The organism is Nocardia sp. NPDC101769, assembly GCF_044766925.1.
GTDB lineage: Bacteria > Actinomycetota > Actinomycetes > Mycobacteriales > Mycobacteriaceae > Nocardia.
In genome coordinates this window covers 88,202-108,161 of record NZ_JBIWMX010000011.1, presented here as the reverse complement: position 1 = coordinate 108,161, position 19,960 = coordinate 88,202, and the positions used below count along the sequence as shown (strand labels likewise).

General features: G+C 67.2%; 20 protein-coding genes. 8 read left to right on the top strand and 12 right to left on the bottom strand.

The features are described from left to right. Nucleotides 1-963, bottom strand: a complete 963-nt coding sequence (gene nrdF / locus ACIRRA_RS19255; RefSeq protein WP_402769549.1) for a class 1b ribonucleoside-diphosphate reductase subunit beta — start codon at nt 961-963, stop codon at nt 1-3. Between the two features lie 244 nt (nt 964-1,207). Further along, nucleotides 1,208-1,519, bottom strand: a complete 312-nt coding sequence (locus ACIRRA_RS19250; RefSeq protein WP_402769547.1) for a hypothetical protein — start codon at nt 1,517-1,519, stop codon at nt 1,208-1,210. 159 nt (nt 1,520-1,678) lie between these two features. Here ACIRRA_RS19250 and ACIRRA_RS19245 point away from each other — a divergent pair, with 159 nt between their 5' ends. Then, nucleotides 1,679-2,347 carry a response regulator transcription factor gene (locus tag ACIRRA_RS19245; RefSeq protein ID WP_354835110.1) on the top strand — a complete coding sequence of 223 codons (669 nt, stop codon included), beginning with the start codon at nt 1,679-1,681 and terminating at the stop codon, nt 2,345-2,347. Further along, nucleotides 2,344-3,648 carry a sensor histidine kinase gene (locus tag ACIRRA_RS19240; RefSeq protein WP_402769544.1) on the top strand — a complete coding sequence of 435 codons (1,305 nt, stop codon included), beginning with the start codon at nt 2,344-2,346 and terminating at the stop codon, nt 3,646-3,648. Before ACIRRA_RS19245 ends, ACIRRA_RS19240 begins: the two co-directional genes overlap by 4 nt. Before the next feature lie 24 nt (nt 3,649-3,672). On the opposite strand, the gene ACIRRA_RS19235 is transcribed toward ACIRRA_RS19240, so the two are convergent. Then, a complete protein-coding gene (locus ACIRRA_RS19235) occupies nt 3,673-4,938 on the bottom strand; it encodes an MFS transporter (RefSeq protein WP_402769541.1) in 1,266 nt (421 codons plus the stop codon). A 57-nt stretch (nt 4,939-4,995) separates the two neighbouring features. Between ACIRRA_RS19235 and ACIRRA_RS19230 the strand changes: the two genes are divergently transcribed. The 3 genes from ACIRRA_RS19230 to ACIRRA_RS19220 all read left to right on the top strand — a co-directional run bounded on the left by ACIRRA_RS19230 (nt 4,996) and on the right by ACIRRA_RS19220 (nt 7,800). Then, complete coding sequence (locus ACIRRA_RS19230; protein ID WP_402769538.1) at nt 4,996-5,652, top strand: histidine phosphatase family protein; 657 nt, start codon at nt 4,996-4,998, stop codon at nt 5,650-5,652. Nucleotides 5,653-5,965: 313 nt separating this feature from the next. Next, a complete protein-coding gene (locus ACIRRA_RS19225) occupies nt 5,966-7,243 on the top strand; it encodes a PucR family transcriptional regulator (RefSeq protein ID WP_402769536.1) in 1,278 nt (425 codons plus the stop codon). A gap of 314 nt (nt 7,244-7,557) precedes the next feature. Then, complete coding sequence (locus tag ACIRRA_RS19220) at nt 7,558-7,800, top strand: hypothetical protein (RefSeq protein WP_379382290.1); 243 nt, start codon at nt 7,558-7,560, stop codon at nt 7,798-7,800. 34 nt (nt 7,801-7,834) lie between these two features. Here the strand turns inward: ACIRRA_RS19220 and ACIRRA_RS19215 are convergent, their stop codons facing one another. The 7 genes from ACIRRA_RS19215 to ACIRRA_RS19185 all read right to left on the bottom strand — a co-directional run bounded on the left by ACIRRA_RS19215 (nt 7,835) and on the right by ACIRRA_RS19185 (nt 15,474). After that, nucleotides 7,835-8,845 (bottom strand): alpha/beta hydrolase, encoded by a 1,011-nt coding sequence (locus ACIRRA_RS19215; protein WP_402769533.1) that lies wholly within the window; start codon nt 8,843-8,845, stop codon nt 7,835-7,837. A 586-nt stretch (nt 8,846-9,431) separates the two neighbouring features. Continuing rightward, nucleotides 9,432-10,397 (bottom strand): DUF2332 domain-containing protein, encoded by a 966-nt coding sequence (locus ACIRRA_RS19210; protein WP_402769530.1) that lies wholly within the window; start codon nt 10,395-10,397, stop codon nt 9,432-9,434. A gap of 77 nt (nt 10,398-10,474) precedes the next feature. Beyond that, a complete protein-coding gene (gene nrdE / locus ACIRRA_RS19205; protein WP_402769856.1) occupies nt 10,475-12,556 on the bottom strand; it encodes a class 1b ribonucleoside-diphosphate reductase subunit alpha in 2,082 nt (693 codons plus the stop codon). Between the two features lie 59 nt (nt 12,557-12,615). Further along, nucleotides 12,616-13,086, bottom strand: a complete 471-nt coding sequence (gene nrdI, locus ACIRRA_RS19200) for a class Ib ribonucleoside-diphosphate reductase assembly flavoprotein NrdI (protein ID WP_379438932.1) — start codon at nt 13,084-13,086, stop codon at nt 12,616-12,618. Between the two features lie 63 nt (nt 13,087-13,149). Beyond that, complete coding sequence (locus tag ACIRRA_RS19195) at nt 13,150-13,389, bottom strand: redoxin NrdH (RefSeq protein ID WP_402769527.1); 240 nt, start codon at nt 13,387-13,389, stop codon at nt 13,150-13,152. Between the two features lie 451 nt (nt 13,390-13,840). Continuing rightward, complete coding sequence (locus tag ACIRRA_RS19190) at nt 13,841-14,689, bottom strand: G1 family glutamic endopeptidase (protein ID WP_402769524.1); 849 nt, start codon at nt 14,687-14,689, stop codon at nt 13,841-13,843. A 218-nt stretch (nt 14,690-14,907) separates the two neighbouring features. Next, nucleotides 14,908-15,474: an NAD(P)H-dependent oxidoreductase gene (locus ACIRRA_RS19185; RefSeq protein WP_402769521.1), complete on the bottom strand. Its 567-nt coding sequence runs from the start codon at nt 15,472-15,474 to the stop codon at nt 14,908-14,910. A gap of 210 nt (nt 15,475-15,684) precedes the next feature. Here ACIRRA_RS19185 and ACIRRA_RS19180 point away from each other — a divergent pair, with 210 nt between their 5' ends. Further along, a complete protein-coding gene (locus tag ACIRRA_RS19180) occupies nt 15,685-16,263 on the top strand; it encodes a TetR/AcrR family transcriptional regulator (RefSeq protein WP_402769855.1) in 579 nt (192 codons plus the stop codon). Between the two features lie 29 nt (nt 16,264-16,292). Continuing rightward, complete coding sequence (gene nadE / locus ACIRRA_RS19175) at nt 16,293-17,129, top strand: ammonia-dependent NAD(+) synthetase (RefSeq protein WP_402769518.1); 837 nt, start codon at nt 16,293-16,295, stop codon at nt 17,127-17,129. 209 nt (nt 17,130-17,338) lie between these two features. Here nadE and ACIRRA_RS19170 read toward each other — a convergent pair whose 3' ends face one another. Then, nucleotides 17,339-17,581: a MoaD/ThiS family protein gene (locus ACIRRA_RS19170; protein ID WP_402769515.1), complete on the bottom strand. Its 243-nt coding sequence runs from the start codon at nt 17,579-17,581 to the stop codon at nt 17,339-17,341. Continuing rightward, entirely contained in the window at nt 17,574-18,632 is a 1,059-nt protein-coding gene (gene moaA, locus ACIRRA_RS19165) for a GTP 3',8-cyclase MoaA (RefSeq protein ID WP_402769512.1), read from the bottom strand. The genes ACIRRA_RS19170 and moaA overlap by 8 nt, the downstream gene beginning before the upstream one ends. A 107-nt stretch (nt 18,633-18,739) precedes the next feature. Here moaA and glp point away from each other — a divergent pair, with 107 nt between their 5' ends. Beyond that, nucleotides 18,740-19,945 carry a gephyrin-like molybdotransferase Glp gene (gene glp / locus ACIRRA_RS19160; protein ID WP_402769509.1) on the top strand — a complete coding sequence of 402 codons (1,206 nt, stop codon included), beginning with the start codon at nt 18,740-18,742 and terminating at the stop codon, nt 19,943-19,945. The last annotated feature ends 15 nt before the right edge of the window (nt 19,946-19,960 follow it).

Genomic DNA, 19,960 nt, shown 5'->3' with positions numbered 1-19,960 from the left:
CTAGAACTCCCAGTCCTCGTCCTCGGTGTTGACGGCCTTGCCGATGACGTAGCTGGAGCCGGAGCCGGAGAAGAAGTCGTGGTTCTCGTCGGCGTTGGGCGAGAGGGCCGACAGGATGGCCGGGTTCACGTCGCACTCGTCCTTGGGGAACAGGCCCTCGTAGCCGAGGTTCATCAGCGCCTTGTTGGCGTTGTAGCGCAGGAACTTCTTGACGTCCTCGGTGAGGCCGACCTCGTCGTAGAGGTCCTGGGTGTACTCGACCTCGTTCTCGTACAGCTCGAACAGCAGCTCGAAGGTGTAGGCCTTGAGCTCCTCGCGCTCGGCCTCGGAGACCAGTTCGAGGCCCTTCTGGTACTTGTAGCCGATGTAATAGCCGTGCACGGCCTCGTCGCGAATGATCAGGCGGATCATGTCGGCGGTGTTGGTGAGCTTGGCCCGCGAGGACCAGTGCATGGGCAGGTAGAAGCCGGAGTAGAAGAGGAACGACTCCAGCAGGGTGGAGGCGACCTTGCGCTTGAGCGGGTCCTCGCCGTTGTAGTACGCCAGTACGATCTCGGCCTTGCGCTGCAGGTTCCGGTTCTCCTCGGACCAGCGGAAGGCCTCGTCGATCTCGCGTGTGGAGCACAGCGTGGAGAAGATGGAGCTGTAGCTCTTGGCGTGCACCGACTCCATGAAGGCGATATTGGTGAGCACCGCCTCCTCGTGCGGGGTCAGCGCATCCGGGATGAGGCTGACCGCGCCGACCGTGCCCTGGATGGTGTCGAGCAGGGTGAGGCCGGTGAAGACCCGCATGGTGAGTTGCTTCTCATTGGCGGTCAACGTGTTCCACGACGGGATGTCGTTGGAGACCGGGACCTTTTCCGGCAACCAGAAGTTGCCGGTGAGCCGATCCCAGACCTCGGCATCCTTCTCGTCCTGCACGCGGTTCCAGTTGATCGCCGTCACCCGATCGATCAGTTTCACGCCCGCTCACACACCCTTCTCAGCTCACCGGACCCTGCGGAATTCCCTTACCCTGAACACTACTACTGGTAGGTGACATCCCCGTGCAGCACAAGAAGTTGTGTCTTCATGTGCCCTCACACTGTCCTGCGAGAATGCGAAAAGGGGATGGGCAAGCACGCCACCGACTGCAGAAAATTACAGCGATGCAATCCGTCACAGCGACCCGGGGTCGGCGTGTCCGAACTCGCCCCAGGTTTGCCGATCAGATGCCGAGCACCCGCGTCAGATCCCCGGCACCACTATCGCGGTCGTGAAGTAGATGACCGGCCCGGTGACGTCCACCAGCGCGGTTCACCATGGGCGCGAAGACGACGGCCGGGTCGAGGGCGGGCAGATTCCGCGGCAGCGCAACGACTTCCGGCGTCATATGGAACCCGACCGACCCATCCGGGTGGCCGAGCAGGGTGGCGGTCACCGCGTCCACGCGGGCCAGCTGGTCGGCGATGCGGTGCGGCGAGCGGTTGTCCAGCCACTCCACGGCGGGGTGAGGTGGCGGCAGTCGACCATATCGCACAGCGAATCACACCCTCGACCTGGCGGGCGGTTTCGTGAGAGGGTCGGAAGCCGTTGGTAGCGAGCCGGTTCGCCATCGGATCATTTTCCGATCATTTTTCGCCGATCCGGTCGCCGCAACCGTTGGGCGCGCGTCCTGGATGCCCTACTCTCTGCCTCTGTGCGTGTTTTGGTGCTAGAGGACGACCACCAGCTCTGCCGTGAGGTGACCGATGGGTTGCGCTCGGCCGGGTTCGCGGTGGACCTCGCCCAGAGCATCGCCGACGCGGATTTCAAGATCGCCATCAATCGCTACGACTGCCTGGTGGTGGATCGCGGCCTGCCCGACGGCGACGGCCTGGACCTGGTCGCCGGGGCGCGCAGCGCCGGGCACACGGTGCCCGCGCTCATGCTCACCGGCCGCGACGGGCTCGACGATCGGCTGGCCGGTTTCGAGCACGGCGCCGACGACTACCTGACCAAACCCTTCGCGCTGCCGGAGCTGGTGATGCGGGTGCGGGCGCTGTGCCGCCGCCGCGAACAGCCGACCGCCTCGCGAATCGCGGTGGCGGACATCGATATCGACCTGATGCGCCGCCGGGTCACCCGCGCCGGCATCATGCTGATGCTCACCCCCAAGGAGTTCGCGGTGCTCGAGCTCATGGCGACCCGGCGCGGCAGCGTGGTGACCCGCACCGATCTCATCGAATGCTGCTGGGACGAAATGGCAGAGCCCGCCTCGAATGTGGTGGACGCGGTGGTGGCGAAGCTGCGCCGCAAGCTCGGGGAGCCGAGCGTGATCGAGACCGTGCGGGGTACGGGATTCCTCATCGGCGGCGGGATCTCGTGAGCGCGCACCGCTCCCCCGCCGTGGCCCGGCTGAAACGGGCCCGCTGGATCATGACCGCGCTGGTCACCGTGATCACCGCGGCGGCCGTGCTGGTGTTCGGCTTGGTGGCCGCCTCCATCGACGCGCACGCGCGCCAGACCCGGGCGCAGGATCAGGCCGAGCAGGTGGCGGGCGGGCTGGCCCGGGCCATTCAGCACGACGACAAGCAGGTGCTGGACCTGTCCACCGTCATCGACGACGAGCTGGCCAAGGGCTCGGCGGCGGTCGTGGTGGCGGTGCGCAAACCCGGCGAGCCGTGGAAGCAGGCGCACACCTATCAGCGGTCGCTCATGCCCGACGACACCCAGATCTCCACGCTCGCAACGCAGACCGAGGATCACGCCGACGGTCTGCTCTATCAGGGCAGCCGGTTCGCGAGTACCGACATTACCGGCCGGTCGGTGACGGTGGCGGGCGCCCCGGTGTTCTGGAACGACTGGGACAGCATCGTGGTCATCCTGGCCGGGACCGAGTCCATGGCCGACGCCGGGGCGCATCGGATCCTGGTGTGGGAGTTGATCGGCGGCGGTGGCCTGCTGGTCCTGCTGTCGGCCGCGGCCACCTTCCTGCTGTCGGGGCGCAGCCAGCGGCAGGCGTTGCGCATGCTGGACGAGCACGAGCAGTTCCTGGGCGATGCCGCGCACGAATTGCGTACGCCGCTCACCACATTGAAGCTGCTCACCGAATCCCGGCCCAAACCCGAGGAGGTGCAGCAGACGCTGGCCGAGGCGCGCCGGCTCGCGGATCGGATGGCGCGCCTGGTGACCGGGCTGCTGGCCCGTGCCCGCATGCAGTCCGGCATCGCCGAACCCGAGCGCACCCTGCTGCGGCTGGACCAGCTGGCCGAGGCGGTGGCCGAGGAGGCCGCCGACGAGCGGATCGTGGTGACCGCGCACCCGAGCGTGGTGGTGGGCGATCCGCAGCTGCTGAGCCTGGCGGTCCGGAACATGCTGGAGAACGGGCTGACCCACGGCGCGGTGAACCGGGCCGCGCCGGTCGAGGTGCATGTGGCCGAGGGCCGGGTCAGCATTCGCGACCACGGCCCTGGCGTCGATCCGGTGATGTCGGCCAGCCCGTTCAACCGCGGCGCGGCCGGGCGCAGCGGGCGCAATGGCATCGGGCTGGCGCTGGTCGCCTGGGTGGCGCAGGCGCACGGCGGCAATGCCTCCATCGAGCCCGCGGTCGGCGGCGGCACCATCGCCACGCTGTGGCTGCCGCCCGCCGACATCACGGAGGGCAGTCCGGTCGCCGCGCACCGGTAGCGAAACCCGGCGCGCGGCCGGCATTCACTCCGCGTCGAGCGGCTTGCGGCCGCTGATCGGACCCCAGCGGCCGATGAGCACGACCATGATCACCAGGGCCACGGTGATGATCGTGAACACCGCGCCCGGCCCGCGGCGGTCCAGCAGCGGCAGCAGCAGGAACGGCTGCACGGCCGTGCTCAGCTTGGACAGCGAATAGGTGGTGCCCGACGCGGTACCGCGCACGCTGGTCGGGAAGGACTCCGGCAGATAGGTGTGGATGGCGTCGGAGAACACATTGCTGGCCAGCGTGAACAGGCCACCCGACACCAGGATCAGCGGCACCGCGGTGGCGAAACCGAAGACCAGGCCGAATACCGCCATCAGGGCGGCGCTGCCCATCACCAGGTATTTCCGTTCCACGCGCTCCATCAGGGGAATGGCCAGCAGCGAGCCGAGCGGGTAGCCGAGATAGGTGATGGCCAGGTATCCGAGGGAGTTCACCACCGTGAATCCCTTGTGCTGCAACACCAGGACCGCGAGGGTGCCGAACCCGTAGTAGCCGAAGACCTGCAGGATCATCACCGCGGAGAACAGGGTGGTGCGGCCCCGGAAGGGCTTGCGCAGGATCTCGGTGAAGGGCACGCGCTGCCGGGCCCGGCCCGCCTCCCAGTGCGGTGACTCCGGCATGTGCCGCCGCGCCACGAACACCAGTGCCGCGCCGAGGCCGCCGAGCACGAACAGCCAGCGCCAGCCGTCGATCCCGAAGGGCCGCAACGGCACCAGCCAGCGGGCCAGGAAGCCGACGGCGGGGACCGCGCAGAAGCCGAGGGTGTAGGCGATGGCGATCATCCGCCCGCGCACCCGGGCGGGCATGGTCTCCGACAGGTAGGTGTCGGAGACCGTCATCTCCGCACCGATGCCGAGACCGGCCAGTGCCCGGGTGGCCATCAGGAACCACACGTTCGGGCTGAACGCGCCCAGCAGCGTGAACCCCGCGTACAGACCGATGTTCACCATGAACATGGGGCGGCGGCCGAACACGTCCGAGAGCCGCCCGATCACCAGCGCGCCCAGGAACTGGCCCGCGAAGGCCGAGGCCAGGATGCCGCTGAGCTGGTAGGTGGACAGATGCAGCTGCTGACGCAGCACGCCGGTGATGGTGCCGGCCAGGAACAGCTCGTAGAGGTCGAAGAACAGGCCCATGCCGACCAGCGCGACCAGCTTGTAGTGCACGGGGCCCAGCGGCAGTTCGTCCGGTCGCGCCGGCGGACCGGTCCGGGTATCGCGGGCGTCACCGAATGTGGTCATTGCCCACACTTAACATTTCGCCGGGCGGACAGCCATGGTTGCGCGCACGATATATGGGTGGACGCGACGGGAGCGGGACTGGAATCACTGACCATGGTGCGGCACGGCCAGAGCACCGTCAACGCCGCGCCGTACACCGGGGCGGAGGAATTCATCACGGGCACACGGGATGCCGACGTGCCGCTGACCGAGCTGGGCGCGGCGCAGGCGGCGGCGGCCGGGAGACGACTGGCCGGGTTCGATCCGGGCTTCGATCTGGTGCTCTGCTCGCCGTACCTGCGCGCCCGCGAGACCGCCCGCATCGCGCTGGTTTTCCTGTCGACGCCGCCCGTGCATTTCGACGAGCGGATCCGGGACCGGGAGCCCGGAGTGCTGTTCGGGCTCACCAGAATCGGCATCCAACGCCGCTACCCGGACGAATACCGGGAGATGCAGCGCTCGGGCGGCTTCTACCATCGCCCGCCGGGCGGCGAGTCCTGGCCCGACGTCGCGCTCCGGCTGCGGGCGGTGCTGCGCGAAATGCACGGCCACGTTCTGGTTTTCACCCATGACATCGCAATCGTGCTGACCCGCTACATCTTCGGGGATCTGGACGAGGCCGAGATCAGCGCGCAGACCAGCGCCCAGGTGCGCAATGCGTCCATAACCCGTTGGGAGCGTGCCGATTCCGGCATGCGGCTCACCTCGTACAACGACACCGGTCACCTGGCCTGATCACCGCCCCTGGCATGTCCACCCGGGCTGACAGGATTCCGTTCCGAGGTGGAGTCGGATAGATCACCTCGGTGGCGCTCTCGCGCCTCGGGCGTGCGCCCATTTCACCCGCGTGGCCGCGTGAATTGCCCCGCGTCGACGCTGCCCGGCTGTCATGCGGCAGCGGCCTGGCGCATGTGAGAAGTCACAAGAGCGCCGAAATCGCATTACTGTGCCTCACAGGAGAGATCGATCCGGCCGCCGCCGTCTGCGGCATGCGTTAGCGTTTCAGGTCCCGGAAGGGGCACAACCCCGGGGTGGAAGGGAGTCACGGATGTCCGTGGGAATTCCGGCCCGGTCGGGGCTCACCGTGTCGGGCAGCCCGATATCGTCGCCGCTCAAGGATGTGAGCGGGCTCGCTCAGCACATGGTGGGGCATTTCGTCGAAACCGTCGCGCCGTGCGGGACGCTGCCCGGCGACGCCATTCACGGCGACGTCACCACCGTCACCCGCACCTGCCTGGAGCTGGCGGTGGGCATGCTGGACGGGCGCGACATTCCGGAGAAGACCAAGCGCCTGGAGGAGGCCGCCGCGCAGTGGGCGCGGGAGGGCATCCCGATCGACACCATCCACCACGCCATCCACGAGGGCTTCAAGATCGGGTCGGAGCTGGTGATGGCCAATGCCATGGCCGGGCACGTGCGGCGCGAGGACGACGACGGCGATGTCACGCTGGTCATCGCGGCCGCCGACATGGACAGCATCATGGACGGGGCCAAACTCGTGGTGGAGCTGCTGGACCGGATGACATCGGCGGTGGCCATGGCCTACGTCCGGGAGCTGCGTTCGGTGGTGAGCGAACACCACACGGCCGTGCACACGCTCACCTCCGCGCTGCTGGGCGGGCACAGCACCTCCACCATGGCGCGCGAATGCGGGATCGAGATCGCCGAGACGTATCACGTGCTGGCGCTGGCCATTCCCGAACATCCCGAAGAGCACTCCCCCACCGTGGACGGCGCGGTGGTGGCGCGACGCAAGCTGCGCCGGGTGCAGGCCGAACTGGCCCACCGGTACCCCGACCGGGTGCTGTCGCTGCTGAGCGTGGACGGCGGCACGCTGCTGGTGCCGGTCACGGCGCTCGCGGACGAGCAGCTGGACGAACTGGTCGAGCAGCTGTCGCGGGCGGCCCGGGTGCCGATCACCGCGACGCTGGTTTCCGCTGCGCCGCAACAGATTCCGGATGCGGCCGACCAGGCGCACGAGCTCCTCGACATCGTGCACCGGCTGCGGCTGGTGCGCGGGCTGTTCCGGTTCGACGAACTGGCACTGGAATATCAGCTCACCCGGCCCGGGCCGGGCCGCGATCATCTGGGGTCGCTGCTGGACCCGCTCGACGAACACGCCGAGCTGCTGGAGACGCTGCAGGCGCACATCAGCAACAACCTGAACCGGCAGCGCACCGCGCGCATGCTGCACGTGCACACCAATACGGTGGACTACCGGCTCAAGCGGATCGGGCAGCTGACCGGGTTCGATCCCAGCCAGGCGTCGGGGCTGTGGTACCTGCGCTCGGCGCTGGTGGCCCGCACCTATCGGGCGGCGGGCTGACCCGAAGCGGTCGGCCGGCCCGCTGGTAACCAGCCTGGGAAGGTGCGGTGTGCCGGGCCAGAGGGGACAGCGAACCTTCCGAATAGTCATCATGGGCTCGGTGATCGTTTGCGAGCGCACGTCCAGTCCGGGACGCTGACGTTTCTGTTCCAACGAGTGACAACTACACTCGCGCGACGCTTGTGACATTTCCAAGCTCGAACCGGAACACGTTCCCGCGCAGGCCAATCCGGTTACCTTCGGTTACAGAGATGCGCAGCCGCCGAAGGGGCCGGCTCGCGCGTCTCCCCGCCACTATTCGAGGAGCAGCACGCATGGCCGGCATCACCGAAGGCAAGGTTCTGTTCGACAGCGTCGGGGAGGCGCTCACCCATCGCGTCACCGTGTACCTGGGCGGGCCCGACGAAGGGGCAGAGCTCACCATGGAATACGCGGCCACCTGGAAGGAGGCGTCGGACTTCACCGTGGCGGCCGTGCACGCCGGGCTGGCCGTGACGGTGGACAGCCGGATCCGGCCGGGGCTGCGCCGACTGCCCCGCTACGGATTCCGGCACTGAAATATCCTGTGCCCCAACCGTATTCTGGCGACGACTACCGCCCGGAGGCCGGTGCGAACGCGGTGGCGAGGGTATCCCAGGCCGGGCCCAACTCGGCGGAGAAGTCCTCCCAGGCGTGAATTCCGGTCGGCTCGTAGTGCACGGTGGCGGGAATTCCCAAGTCGCTCAGTCGTTTCGCGAAATGCTCGGTGCAGACGCGGGCGCCGGCCTCCAGCACCACACCGCCCCCGGCGGCCTCCAGAGCGGCCGGAATATCGGGCGACTTCAGCACCTGGGTCAGATCGGGCAGGCCCGGGAGACCGGAGGCGGCCGACAGATAGATCACGGTGCCGCGCAGGGCTTCCGCCCAGACCGTGCTGTCGTGGATCAGCCAGTCGAAGGTGCCGGGCGGGCCCCACAGGTTGATGATGTTGCCGCCGCGCGAGGCGACGGTGAGCGCGGTGATCGCGCTGCCGGACGGGTCGATGGTCGAGTAGCAACCGCTCAATCCGGCGACAGCGCGGTAGAAGCCGGGGTGGCGGTGGGCGAGCATCATCGCGCCCTGCGCGCCCATGGAGACGCCTGCGATGGCCCGGCGGCCGTCGGAATGCAGATAGGGCTCGATGGCGCCGGGTAGCTCGGCGGTCAGGAAGGTCTCCCAGCGGTTCCAGCCGAGCGCGGCATCGGCGTGCTGCCAGTCGGTGTACATGCTGCCGGTGGCGCCCGCGGGCAGGACCACGTCGACGGGCTTGTCCGAGAAGAATTCCGCCGCGTGCCCCTTGGTCAGCCAGTCGGACACGCCCTCAGCGTCCACCCCGTCCAGCAGATAGAGGGTGGGCCGGGGACCCGCGCCGGAGCCGTGCAGCACATCGAGGGTGACGGTGCGGCCCATGGCGGCGGAGGTGACCTCGACCCGCTCCCAGTTCGGGCCGAACTGATCCACCCGGGTCACATCCGCCGGGGACGCGGCCCGGTACGGCATTACGGCATGGGCGGTCGCGCCCAGCGGCGGGCACGCGAGCATCGTCAGCGCCACCGCGACCGGGGCGACCGTCCGGGACCTCACGACTCTGCTCCCATCTCGGGATTCATCTGAATCATGTTGTGCGACAAGCTAACTCCTCACGCCGGGCGTGATATCCGAAGAACCCACCGAGCGGGTGCGAGGTTGGCCGCTCGATGGGTCTTCATCCGATGGGAGTGCAGTTGCGACTGCACCGGCAGTGCATGTCTCGAACAAGCAGTCCTCGGCATGCGGGGGCAGGAGAGGACTTCTTACTCACCTCCAACGGGAGTCCTTGATGCGATTCCGATTCCGGCATCGACCGCGCAGTTCGTTCATTCGATACCCGAATCACTGCGAACCTAACCAGGCCCGAATCGTGATCGGCAGGGCCCGAGCCACCTTCTGGAGAGTTCACAACAATGGGCGGCGCGGCCGTGGGATCGACCACAGCAGCGGTCATCCCCGCCGCGTCGCCTGCTCGTCAATCCCCCGAAACGGGCTGTCAACCAACTGTTCTCACCCACGAGAATCGCGTTGACCAGCACATTGCCGCCGGGATAGGTTCGCACGGATTGCTTGGTCTAGACCATCCGGACCGGTGTGCCCCAGCCGGATTCGATGCGATCGAGAGGAACTCACGCGTGCATCAGCACTTCCCGAACCAGTCGAGACTCTGCCCGTGCGGGCGCGTATACGCCATCGGAACCCCGTTCGACGCAAGTACCAGATGCACGTCTGCCGGTCCGACCGGGAGAGCATCGGTGCCGAAATCAACGACTCCCGGCGGCTCGTTGGTAACCCACTCACACGGAAGCTCTCGCATCATCGGCGGGAAAGTCGCACGATCGGCGCGCGCGAGATATAGCAGCACAGCACTACCGAAGACAACGACGGGTATATCGGAGGGAGCCTCGTGGACCAGGTCCGCCAGAGCATTGCTGAGATCGCCCCGAACCAGATGCGGCGGATTCTCCCGGGCGATGGCGGCGGCATTGCGCAAGCGGTCCAGGCGGTTTCGCTGTTCGGGCCAGACGAGAGATTCCAGCCAGCGCATGTCCTCGGGATCCTGGACATCGAGCGGGTTGAGGTCGATACCCGCGCGGTGCACGACGTTCGGTAATTCGGCGGGCAGTGGCGGGTTGCCGGTGGTGGCGCACGGCAGGACGACGGTGGAGCGCCCGTCTCGGGGGTCGAGGGTGGGGCCGTCGTCGTAGGTGTAGCTGTACCGATCGGGGTACAGGCACAGTCCGGCGGAGGCACCGAATTCTATGAGTGCGACCGGATCCGAACCGTGCCGGGCGAGCAGCGGGAGCAGGGTCGCGGTCCGGCCCACCTCGTTGGTCTGGGTGCGACGGGTCATGGCGACGTCCCGTACCCCGGGCCAGTTGGTGACGAGGAAGTGCTTGAACTCCTCGAATGGCCCCACCGTCACGCCGAGGTAGCGGGCCGCGCCGAGGATCAGGTTGGGCTGGCGCTTGTGCACGGGCAGGGTGTCGATGAGGGCGAGAAGCTCTGTGTCCCTGGCGATTCCGAGGCACCAGTGCTCGTAGCAGGGCGAGTAGCCCCGTACCTCCTTCTCGGCGAATGCCCGGTATCGATCGGCGGTTTCCATCCTGCCTCCCCCACATCGGCTTTCACGAAAAGGGCGTCCGCGGCAGTTGCCGGGGACGCCGTTATCGATAGCACCTGTCAGAGCATGCAGCTCACGCAGCCCTCGACTTCGGTTCCTTCCAGAGCCATCTGGCGGATGCGGATGTAGTAGAGGGTCTTGATGCCCTTGCGCCAGGCGTAGATCTGGGCCCGGTTGACGTCGCGGGTGGTGGCGCTGTCCTTGAAGAACAGGGTCAGGGACAGGCCCTGGTCGACGTGCTGCGTCGCCGCGGCGTAGGTGTCGATGATCTTCTCGTAGCCGATGTCGTAGGCGTCCTCGAAGTATTCGAGGTTGTCGTTGGTCAGGTAGGGGGCCGGGTAGTAGACGCGGCCGATCTTGCCTTCTTTGCGGATCTCGATCTTGGACGCCACCGGGTGGATGGAGCTGGTGGAGTGGTTGATGTAGGAGATCGAACCGGTCGGCGGCACCGCCTGCAGGTTCTGGTTGTAGATGCCGTGCTCCATGACCGATGCCTTCAGCGCGCGCCAGTCGTCCTGGGTGGGGATGTGGACACCGGCGTCGGCGAAGATCTGGGCGACGCGGTCGGTCTTGGGCTCCCACGCCTGGTCGGTGTACTTGTCGAAGAACTCGCCGGTGGCGTACTTCGAGTCGGGGAAGCCGCCGAACGCCGAACCACGCTCCATCGCAATCAGATTCGAGGCGCGGATCGCGTGGTAGGCGATCGTGTAGAAGTAGATATTGGTGAAGTCCACGCCCTCTTCGGAGCCGTAGCGGACTCGCTCGCGCGCCAGGTAGCCGTGCAGGTTCATCTGGCCCAGGCCGATGGCGTGGGACTCGTTGTTGCCCTGCTCGATCGAGGGCACCGAATAGATGTGGGTCTGGTCCGACACCGCGGTCAGCGCGCGAATCGCGACCTCGACCGACTTGCCGAGGTCCGGCGAGTCCATGGTCTTGGCGATGTTCAGCGAACCCAGGTTGCACGAGATGTCCTTGCCCACCTTGGCATAGGACAGGTCGTCGTTGAACTCCGACGCGGTGGAGACCTGCAGGATCTCCGAGCACAGGTTGGAGTGGGTGATCTTGCCCGCGATCGGGTTGGCCCGGTTCACCGTGTCCTCGTACATGATGTACGGGTAGCCCGACTCGAACTGCAGCTCGGCGATGGTCTGGAAGAACTCGCGAGCCTTGATCTTGGACTTGCGGATCCGCTTGTCGTCGACCATCTCGTAGTACTTCTCGGTCACATTGATGTCGGCGAACGGCACGCCGTAGATGCGCTCCACGTCGTACGGCGAGAACAGGTACATGTCCTCGTTCTTCTTCGCCAGCTCGAAGGTGATATCCGGAATCACCACACCCAGCGACAGCGTCTTGATGCGGATCTTCTCGTCCGCGTTCTCCCGCTTGGTGTCCAGGAACCGGTAGATGTCGGGGTGGTGGGCGTGCAGGTACACCGCACCCGCGCCCTGCCGCGCACCCAGCTGGTTGGCGTAGGAGAACGAGTCCTCCAGCAGCTTCATGATCGGGATGACACCGGAGGACTGGTTCTCGATCTTCTTGATCGGCGCGCCGGCCTCACGAATATTGCTGAGCAACAGGGCGACACCGCCGCCGCGCTTGGACAGCTGCAGCGCGGAGTTGATGGAGCGACCGATCGACTCCATATTGTCTTCGATGCGGAGCAGGAAGCAGGACACCGGCTCGCCGCGCTGCTGCTTGCCCGAATTGAGGAAGGTGGGGGTGGCCGGCTGGAAGCGGCCGTCCATGATCTCCTCGACCAGCTCGCGCGCCAGGGTCTCGTCACCGGCGGCCAGGGCCAGGGCCACCATGCACACGCGGTCCTCGAAACGCTCCAGGTAGCGCTTACCGTCGAAGGTCTTCAGCGTGTACGAGGTGTAGTACTTGAACGCGCCGAGGAAGGTCGGGAACCGGAACTTCTTGGCGTACGCCTGCTTGAACAGCTGCTTGACGAACTCACGGGAGTACTGGTCGAGAACCTCGGTCTCGTAGTAGTTCTCGCGCACCAGGTAGTCGAGCTTCTCCTCCAGATTGTGGAAGAAGACCGTGTTCTGGTTGACGTGCTGCAGGAAGTACTGGTGCGCGGCTTCCCGGTCCTTGTCGAACTGGATCTCGCCGTTGGGGCCGTACAGGTTCAGCATCGCGTTGAGGGCGTGATAGTCGAGTCCCTCGGTCGCGGAGTCGCCGCTGACAGGGCGCTCTACGCGGGCAGTCTTTCCGACCGGTGCTGTTGTCGTTGCCAAAACAATCCCAATCCCTCTCGGACGCGCTCGACGTCCTCGGCAGTTCCCATGAGTTCGAAGCGATACAGGTACGGGACCCCTGCCTTACGTGAGATCACTTCCCCCGCATAGCAGTACGTATCGCCGAAGTTCGTGTTGCCGCTCGCGATCACGCCGCGCAGCAGGGCGCGGTTGTGCGGGTCGTTGAGGAACTTGGCCACCTGGCGGGGGACGAATTCCTTGTCGGATCGCTGCCCACCCAAAACGTGCCGACCTCCCCCATAGGTGGGGACGATCAGCACGAAGGGTTGGTCGACACGAAGCGAGTCGGCGGTGTGAAGCGGTATGCGAACGGCGGGCAGGCCCAGTCGTTCGACGAAGCGGTGCGTGTTCTCCGAAGCGCTCGAGAAGTAGACCAGATTCGGTGTCGCGCTGGACATCTCGGTCATCTCCCCTCCTTTCGATTCGGACGAACCTGCAGGAGGCCGCCGGCCCTGACCGGCGGCGCGGCATCAGGCGACGGCGACGATGTCGGCCAGAGCCTTGATGCGATCCGGGCGGAAGCCGGACCAGTGATCATCACCGGCGACGACGACGGGGGCCTGCAGGTAGCCCAGGGCCATGACGTAGTCGCGGGCGTCGGGGTTCTCGGAGATGTCGATGACGCTGTAGTCGACACCAGCCTTGTCGAGGGCGCGGTACGTGGCGTTGCACTGGACACAAGCGGGCTTGGTGTAAACGGTGATGGTCATTGGTATCCCCTTCTCCTTAGCCTTTGATCTGTCTGCAGTGCACGGCTCAAACAAGATCCACGTAGTAAGTGCGCAAACCCCTGGAAGTGGAACCGAAGCCCCTGGTCGCTCGGTGAACTTCGAGGTCTTCACCTAGTGGCCTTCCAGCTCCCAAGACACTACACCTAGTGGCCGACAGATTCATACAACACGACATGTTGCGACTCACAAAGGTGAAATTCCGGTGCCGTAAGTACCTGGACACTCGATTCGCAACTCGACACGACTGCGACACACATCACAATTTCGACATTCAGTTCATTTCCAGCAAACACACCATCACCGCTGATCAACACCCACCCCACGAGTCACAGCAGACTCGAGCGACCACCCGGTTTGTCACGCCGCCGGGCCCTGCCCCCAATTCCAGGGCCCCCGCTCAGCTCGGCGTGTCGCGGCGCGTGAGCCCGGACTACCGGATCGTGAAGGACGCGCCGTCGATCGGACCGGGCGTCAGCAACCGATTGGTGGCCGCGATCCCGTAGGTGTCGACGTCATAGGCCGCCAACGGCAGACCGTCGATGGTTACGTTGGTGAAGGTGATCGGATCGAAACCGGGCAGCGCGCCGCTGAGATGACCCTCGACGACGATCTCCGCGGTGTGGGCGGGCACCGAGGAGGCGGCGACCGTGGTGCGGGACCAGTTCGCGGTGCGGTTCTCCAGCGTCATGACGTAGCGCCCGTCGCCCCAGCTGACCACCGAATGCATGGTGTCGCCCGGCCGGACCACGACGTCGTCGTAGCTCACCGGCGCATCGGGGTAGCGCTCCCACCAGCCGTCGACCTGCGTGTCGGGGGTGCAGAGACCACCGAAGAGCCCGAGCGAGCACAGGCCATCCGCGGCCGCGCCGAGCAGGTCGGACAGTTTGCCCCCGGCGTTCATGACCGTTCCGGCCAGGTCCGGATCGGCGTACGCCAGATCCGCGGCGGCGGATTCGACCTGCAGACCCGGCAGCGCCGCGTACACGGCCACGTCACTGGCGCACAGGGATTCGACGCCGGTCTGCACGAGCGGGAGCGCGACCTGACCGTTGAGCCCGGCGGCGCCGTTCAATCCCACCCAGGGCACCACGCGCTGCAGGATGCCCGGATTGCGGCAGTCCACGTGCGGCTGCACCCAGGTGGCGCTGATCTCCCGGAAATCCCCCCGCACCACGTACCCGGCCCAGTTGCCCAGGTAGAGGCGTACATACGACTCGGCCGCCGCATCGGCCGCATTGACCACCACCGAGGCGGCGGAGACGGCCAGGGTAACCGCCATGAAACAACGGCCTAACAAAGTGTTGCCCGTTGATAGCTTCATGGTGTGACGGTAGCCCGATTTGTCCGGGAAAAGCTAGGGGCCACGGCTCAAAAGCCGTGGCCTTGCGCTGAATTCAACGAGTAATCACTGCATGTGCCAGGCATTAGCCCGAGCTGTCAGGCATTAGCCCAAGCTGTCAGGCATTAGCCCAAGCTGTCAGGCATTAGCCCAAGCTGTCAGGCGTTCGCCCGCACGGTGGCGGTCTCCGCCAGCAGGTGCACGGTGGCGGCCAGCTGGGTCAGGGCCTCCGCATCGTCGGCCGGGTGGGTCTCACCGAAGCGCTGGCCGATGACGCCGAAGTTCAGCGATGCCTCCTCGACGACCTTCGCACCGGCCACGCCGAGCGCCTTGACGGCGTCGTCGTGCGACCACTTGGCGGCGTTCGGACTGATGGACGCGGAGATGACCGCGGCCGGGAGATCCTTGAGCGCACCCGCACCGTACGGACGGGAGGCCCAGTCGATGCCGTTCTTCAGCACGGCCGGCAGGGTGCCGTTGTATTCGGGGGTCACCAGCAGCACGGCGTCGGCGGCGGCGACGGCGTCACGCAGCGCCTGTGCGGCGGCCGGGACCTCGCCCTCGGCGTCGATGTCCTCGTTGTAGAAAGGAATCTCACCGAGGCCCTCGTAGATCGCGAGCTCGACGCCCTCCGGTGCGGCCTTCGCGGCGGCCTCGGCGAGGCGGCGGTTGATCGACGCGGCGCGGAGGCTGCCGACCAGAACGAGAATGCGGGTCTGCGACATGATGATCACTCCAAGGGTTACTGATTCAGCAGCGGAACTTTCGATAGACTGTAACCGGACTACAGTCCGCTTACATTCCCTGGTAGGAGCACACAGCCTGTGACACGCGACACCTCACCGGATGAGGTCGTTCCGGCCCTGCCGAGCATCGCGCTGCCGATCGAACCTGTCGGCACACAGCGGCCCCCCGCGCACTCGGTTCCGCTGCTCATGCCCGGCAGCAGCCATGAGCGCAGCGACGCCGCCCGCAACCGGCAGCTGCTGCTCGACGCCGCCGAACAGCTGGTCCGGCAGTACGGCGCGGACGCGGTCACCATGGACGCCGTCGCCAAGCTGGCCGGTGTCGGCAAGGGAACGGTGTTCCGGCGCTTCGGCAATCGGGCCGGGCTCATGCTGGCGCTGCTCGACCAATCCGATCAGAAACTCCAGTGGGCCTACATGTTCGGGCCGCCGCCGCTGGGCCCGGGCGCGCCGCCCGTGGAGCGGCTGATCGCCTTCGGGCGGGCGCGCCTGGCCCTGGTCGAGGTGGAGGGAGACGTGCGCAAGAACGCCGACATCGGCGGGCAGTACTCCGGCCCGCCCTACAACATCGCGAAAACCCATGTCGCCCTGCTGCTCCGGCAGGCGGGCGCACCCGGCGACATCTCGCTGACCGCCGACACGCTGCTGGCCAGCCTGGACGCCGGGCTGGTGCTGCATCAGATCCGCGAACTTCGCTACACCCCGGACCAGGTGGGCGATCACTGGGAGCATCTGGTCCGGCAGGTCACCGCGCCCGCCGGTCAGTAGGGTCGCCGGCCGTTCAGTACAGTGTGGCCATGGGGAACCTGCGCGAACAGATCATCGCCGAATTGGGCGTCCTACCGGACATCGAACCGAAAACCGAAGTGCGGCGGCGCATCGACTTCCTCAAGGATTACCTGCGCTCCACGCCCGCAACCGGTTTCGTGCTGGGCATCAGCGGCGGCCAGGACTCCACTCTCACCGGCCGCCTGTGCCAGCTCGCCGCCGAGGAGCTGCGCGCCGAGGGCCACGACGCCATCTTCGTGGCCGCGCGCCTGCCCTACGGTGTCCAGTTCGACGAGGAAGACGCCCAGATCGCTCTGCGGTTCATTCAGCCCGACCGGTCGGTCGTGGTGAACGTCAAGCCCAGCGCGGACGCCGCCGCCGGAGAGGCCGCCCTCGGCATCATGGAGCTGCACGAGGAGCCCCGCCTGCGAGACTTCGTGCGCGGCAATATCAAGGCCCGCGAGCGCATGCTGCTGCAATACGCCATCGCGGGTCAGCTCAATATGCTGGTCGTCGGCACCGACCACGCCGCCGAAGCGGTCACCGGCTTCTTCACCAAATACGGTGACGGCGGCGTCGACATCACCCCGCTGACCGGGCTCACCAAGCGTCAGGGCGCGGCACTGCTGCAGGAACTCGGCGCGCCGCCGAGCGTCTGGCAGAAGGTCCCGACCGCCGACCTCGAGGACGATCGCCCCTCCCTTCCCGACGAGGAAGCCTTGGGCCTCGAGTATTCCCAGATCGACGACTACCTCGAAGGCAAGCCCGTCGGCCCCGAGGTCTCCGAGCGCGTCGAAACCATCTTCCGGAACACCCGCCACAAGCGCACCGTCCCGGTGACCCCGCTGGACACCTGGTGGAAATAGCCCGCTCCGGACCGCGCGCAGCGGGCGCTGCTCATTTCTGATCCGCGTTCTCGATGAGGCAACGCTCCTGCCGTACTCTCGCGAGAGCGGGGTGCCGGGGCCTGGGGGCGTGTGTCATTCGGATCGGTCTCCTGGCGAGACCGTGCTGGGATCGGCGAATGTCAGCGCCCGGCAGTGAGATTCGCGGCAGCGCAGGGCTGCGCTGCGGGTCAGCCGCCCGCGAACGGGGGCAGCACGTCCACGCGCGAGGACAGCGGGGTGGCCCCGTCGCGGGTGAGTTCGTCGCCGATGAGGTAGGCGCAGACCTTCAGCATGGGGTCCAGCTTCGGGCCGTAGACCGCCGAGAGGGTGGTGCGCAGGTCGGCGACGGTGGCCCCGGACGGCAGATCCAGGGTTTCCTTCTCCTTACCGACCGCTTCGGCGATCGCGGCGAAATAGCGGACCTCAACCACCGATGGCTCCCATCGTTCGTTCGGGCGGGACGAAGCCGGCGGCGTCGATGCCGTGCCCGGCCGATTTGTTCCACATGGCGCCGCGCCACAGTCCGGCGATATCGGCGTCGGTCGCGCCGGACCGCAGCGCGGCACGAATGTCGTACTCCTGATCGCTGAACAGGCAGGAGCGGATCCGGCCGTCGGCGGTCAGGCGGGTGCGGTCGCAGTCGGCGCAGAACTTGCGGGTCACCGAGGCGATGATGCCGACGGTGGCCGGGCCGCCGTCGACCAGCCAGCGTTCGGCGGGCGCGGAGGGATCCTCGCGGCGGGTCTCGGTGAGGTCGAAGCGGGCACCGAGCACGTCCAGGAGTTCGGCGGCGGTGATCATGTTGGCGCGCGCCCACTCGTGGTCCGCATCGAGCGGCATCTCCTCGATGAACCGCAGCTCCGCGCCCGCGTCCAGGCACCACTGCAGCAGATCGGCTGCGCCGTCCAGGGTTTCGCGCATGAGCACCGCGTTCACCTTGAGCGGGGTGAGCCCGGCCGCGATGGCGGCGCGAATCCCGGCCAGCACCGAATCGAGGCGATCCCGGCGGGTGAGCCGGTGGAAGCCGTCGCGGTCCACGGTGTCGAGCGAGACATTGATGCGCCGCAGCCCGGCCGCGGCCAGTCCGCGCGCCCGATGCTCGAGCCCGACACCATTGGTGGTCATGGCGAGCGGCGTATCCGGCAGCGCCGCATGGCAACCGGCGATGATGCCTTCCAGATCGCGCCGCATGAGCGGTTCGCCGCCGGTGAATCGCACCTCGTGCACTCCCAGTTCGCGGACCGCGAGCGTCACCAGCCGCACGATCTCCTCGGTGGAGAGCAGCTCGTCGGCGGGGATGGGCGGCAGGCCCTCCTCCGGCATGCAGTAGGTGCAGCGCAGCGAGCACTTCTCGGTGATGGATACCCGCAGGTCCCGCGCGACTCGGCCGAAGCGGTCCAGCAACAGGGGCGTATCCGGGCGTCCGTCCATCGCGGGCCGCCCGGTTCGCACAGCGGGCATACCCATCGCGACCACGGTCATTGCACCATTATTGCCGGGACCGCAAGTGTTCGTAGATTCCTACGAGGCGAGCCCGCCGAACAGCCGGTCACGGCCTGGAGGATCCACCCGCGTATAGGCTCACCGGCATGAGTTCCCGGCACGCGCTAGCCCCGGCCCGACCCGTCGACGACCACCGCCGACGCATCGAGGATGTGCTCCGGCCGCTGGCCGGACGCGTCGCCGAGACCGTCCCGATGGACCGGGCGCTGGGGCGGCGGCTGGCCGTGGATGTGTACGCACCCCTGGATCTGCCGGTGTTCCGTAACTCGGCCATGGACGGGTACGCGGTGCGCGCGGAGTCGGTAGCCATCGTCCCCGCGACCCTGCCGCTGGTCGGCGTGGTGGCAGCCGGGAACACCGAACAGCTGACGCTGCCGGCGGGCACCGCCGTCAAGGTGATGACCGGCGCACCCGTGCCGCCCGGGGCGGACTGCGTGGTGCCGGTGGAGCACACCGAGTCCGACGGCGTCACCGTGACGATCCGAACCAGCCGTGCCAGTGGCGATTTCGTGCGCGAGCCGGGCACCGATGTGCGCGCCGGGCAGTTGCTGGCGGCCGCGGGCACCCTGCTGCGGCCCCGGCACATCGCGGCGCTGGCGGCGGTCGGGCTGGGCGAGCTGTCGGTGCGGCGTCCCGTGTACGCCGCGGTCCTCACCACCGGTGACGAACTGCGGCCTGCCGGGGCGACCCTGCTACCCGGCCAGATCTTCAACTCGAACGGCATCGCACTGGCCGCGGCCCTCACCGACAACGGTGTCGAGGTGGTGTCGGTGGCGCATTCGACCGACGACCACGAGGAGTTCCGGGCCCGGCTGGCCGAGGCCGTGGCCCAGGCCGATGTGGTGTTCACCTCCGGCGGCGTCTCCATGGGCGACTTCGAGGTCGTCAAGGAGGTGTTGTCGGCGCGGGGCGGCGAATTCGGCGCGGTGGCAATGCAACCCGGCGGCCCGCAGGGGCTGAGCATGGTGGACGGGGTGCCGGTGCTGAGCTTCCCGGGCAATCCGGTGAGCACCATGGTGTCCTTCGAGGTCTTCGCCCGGCCCATCCTGCGCGAGCTGGCGGGCCTGCCCGCGCTGCCGATTTCCGAACTGCCGCTGCTGGAACCGGTCCGCTCCCCCGCCGGGAAGCGGCAGTTCCTGCGCGGCAAGCTCGCCGAGGGCGGGGTGGCGCTGGTGTCCGGTCAGGGCTCGCATCTGATCGCCGCCATGGCCCGGGCCGATGTCCTCATCGATGTCCCGGCCGCCGCGACCGAGCTGCCGGCGGGCACGATTGTCGAGGTCCGGCCGCTGTGAACGCCCCGCTTTCGC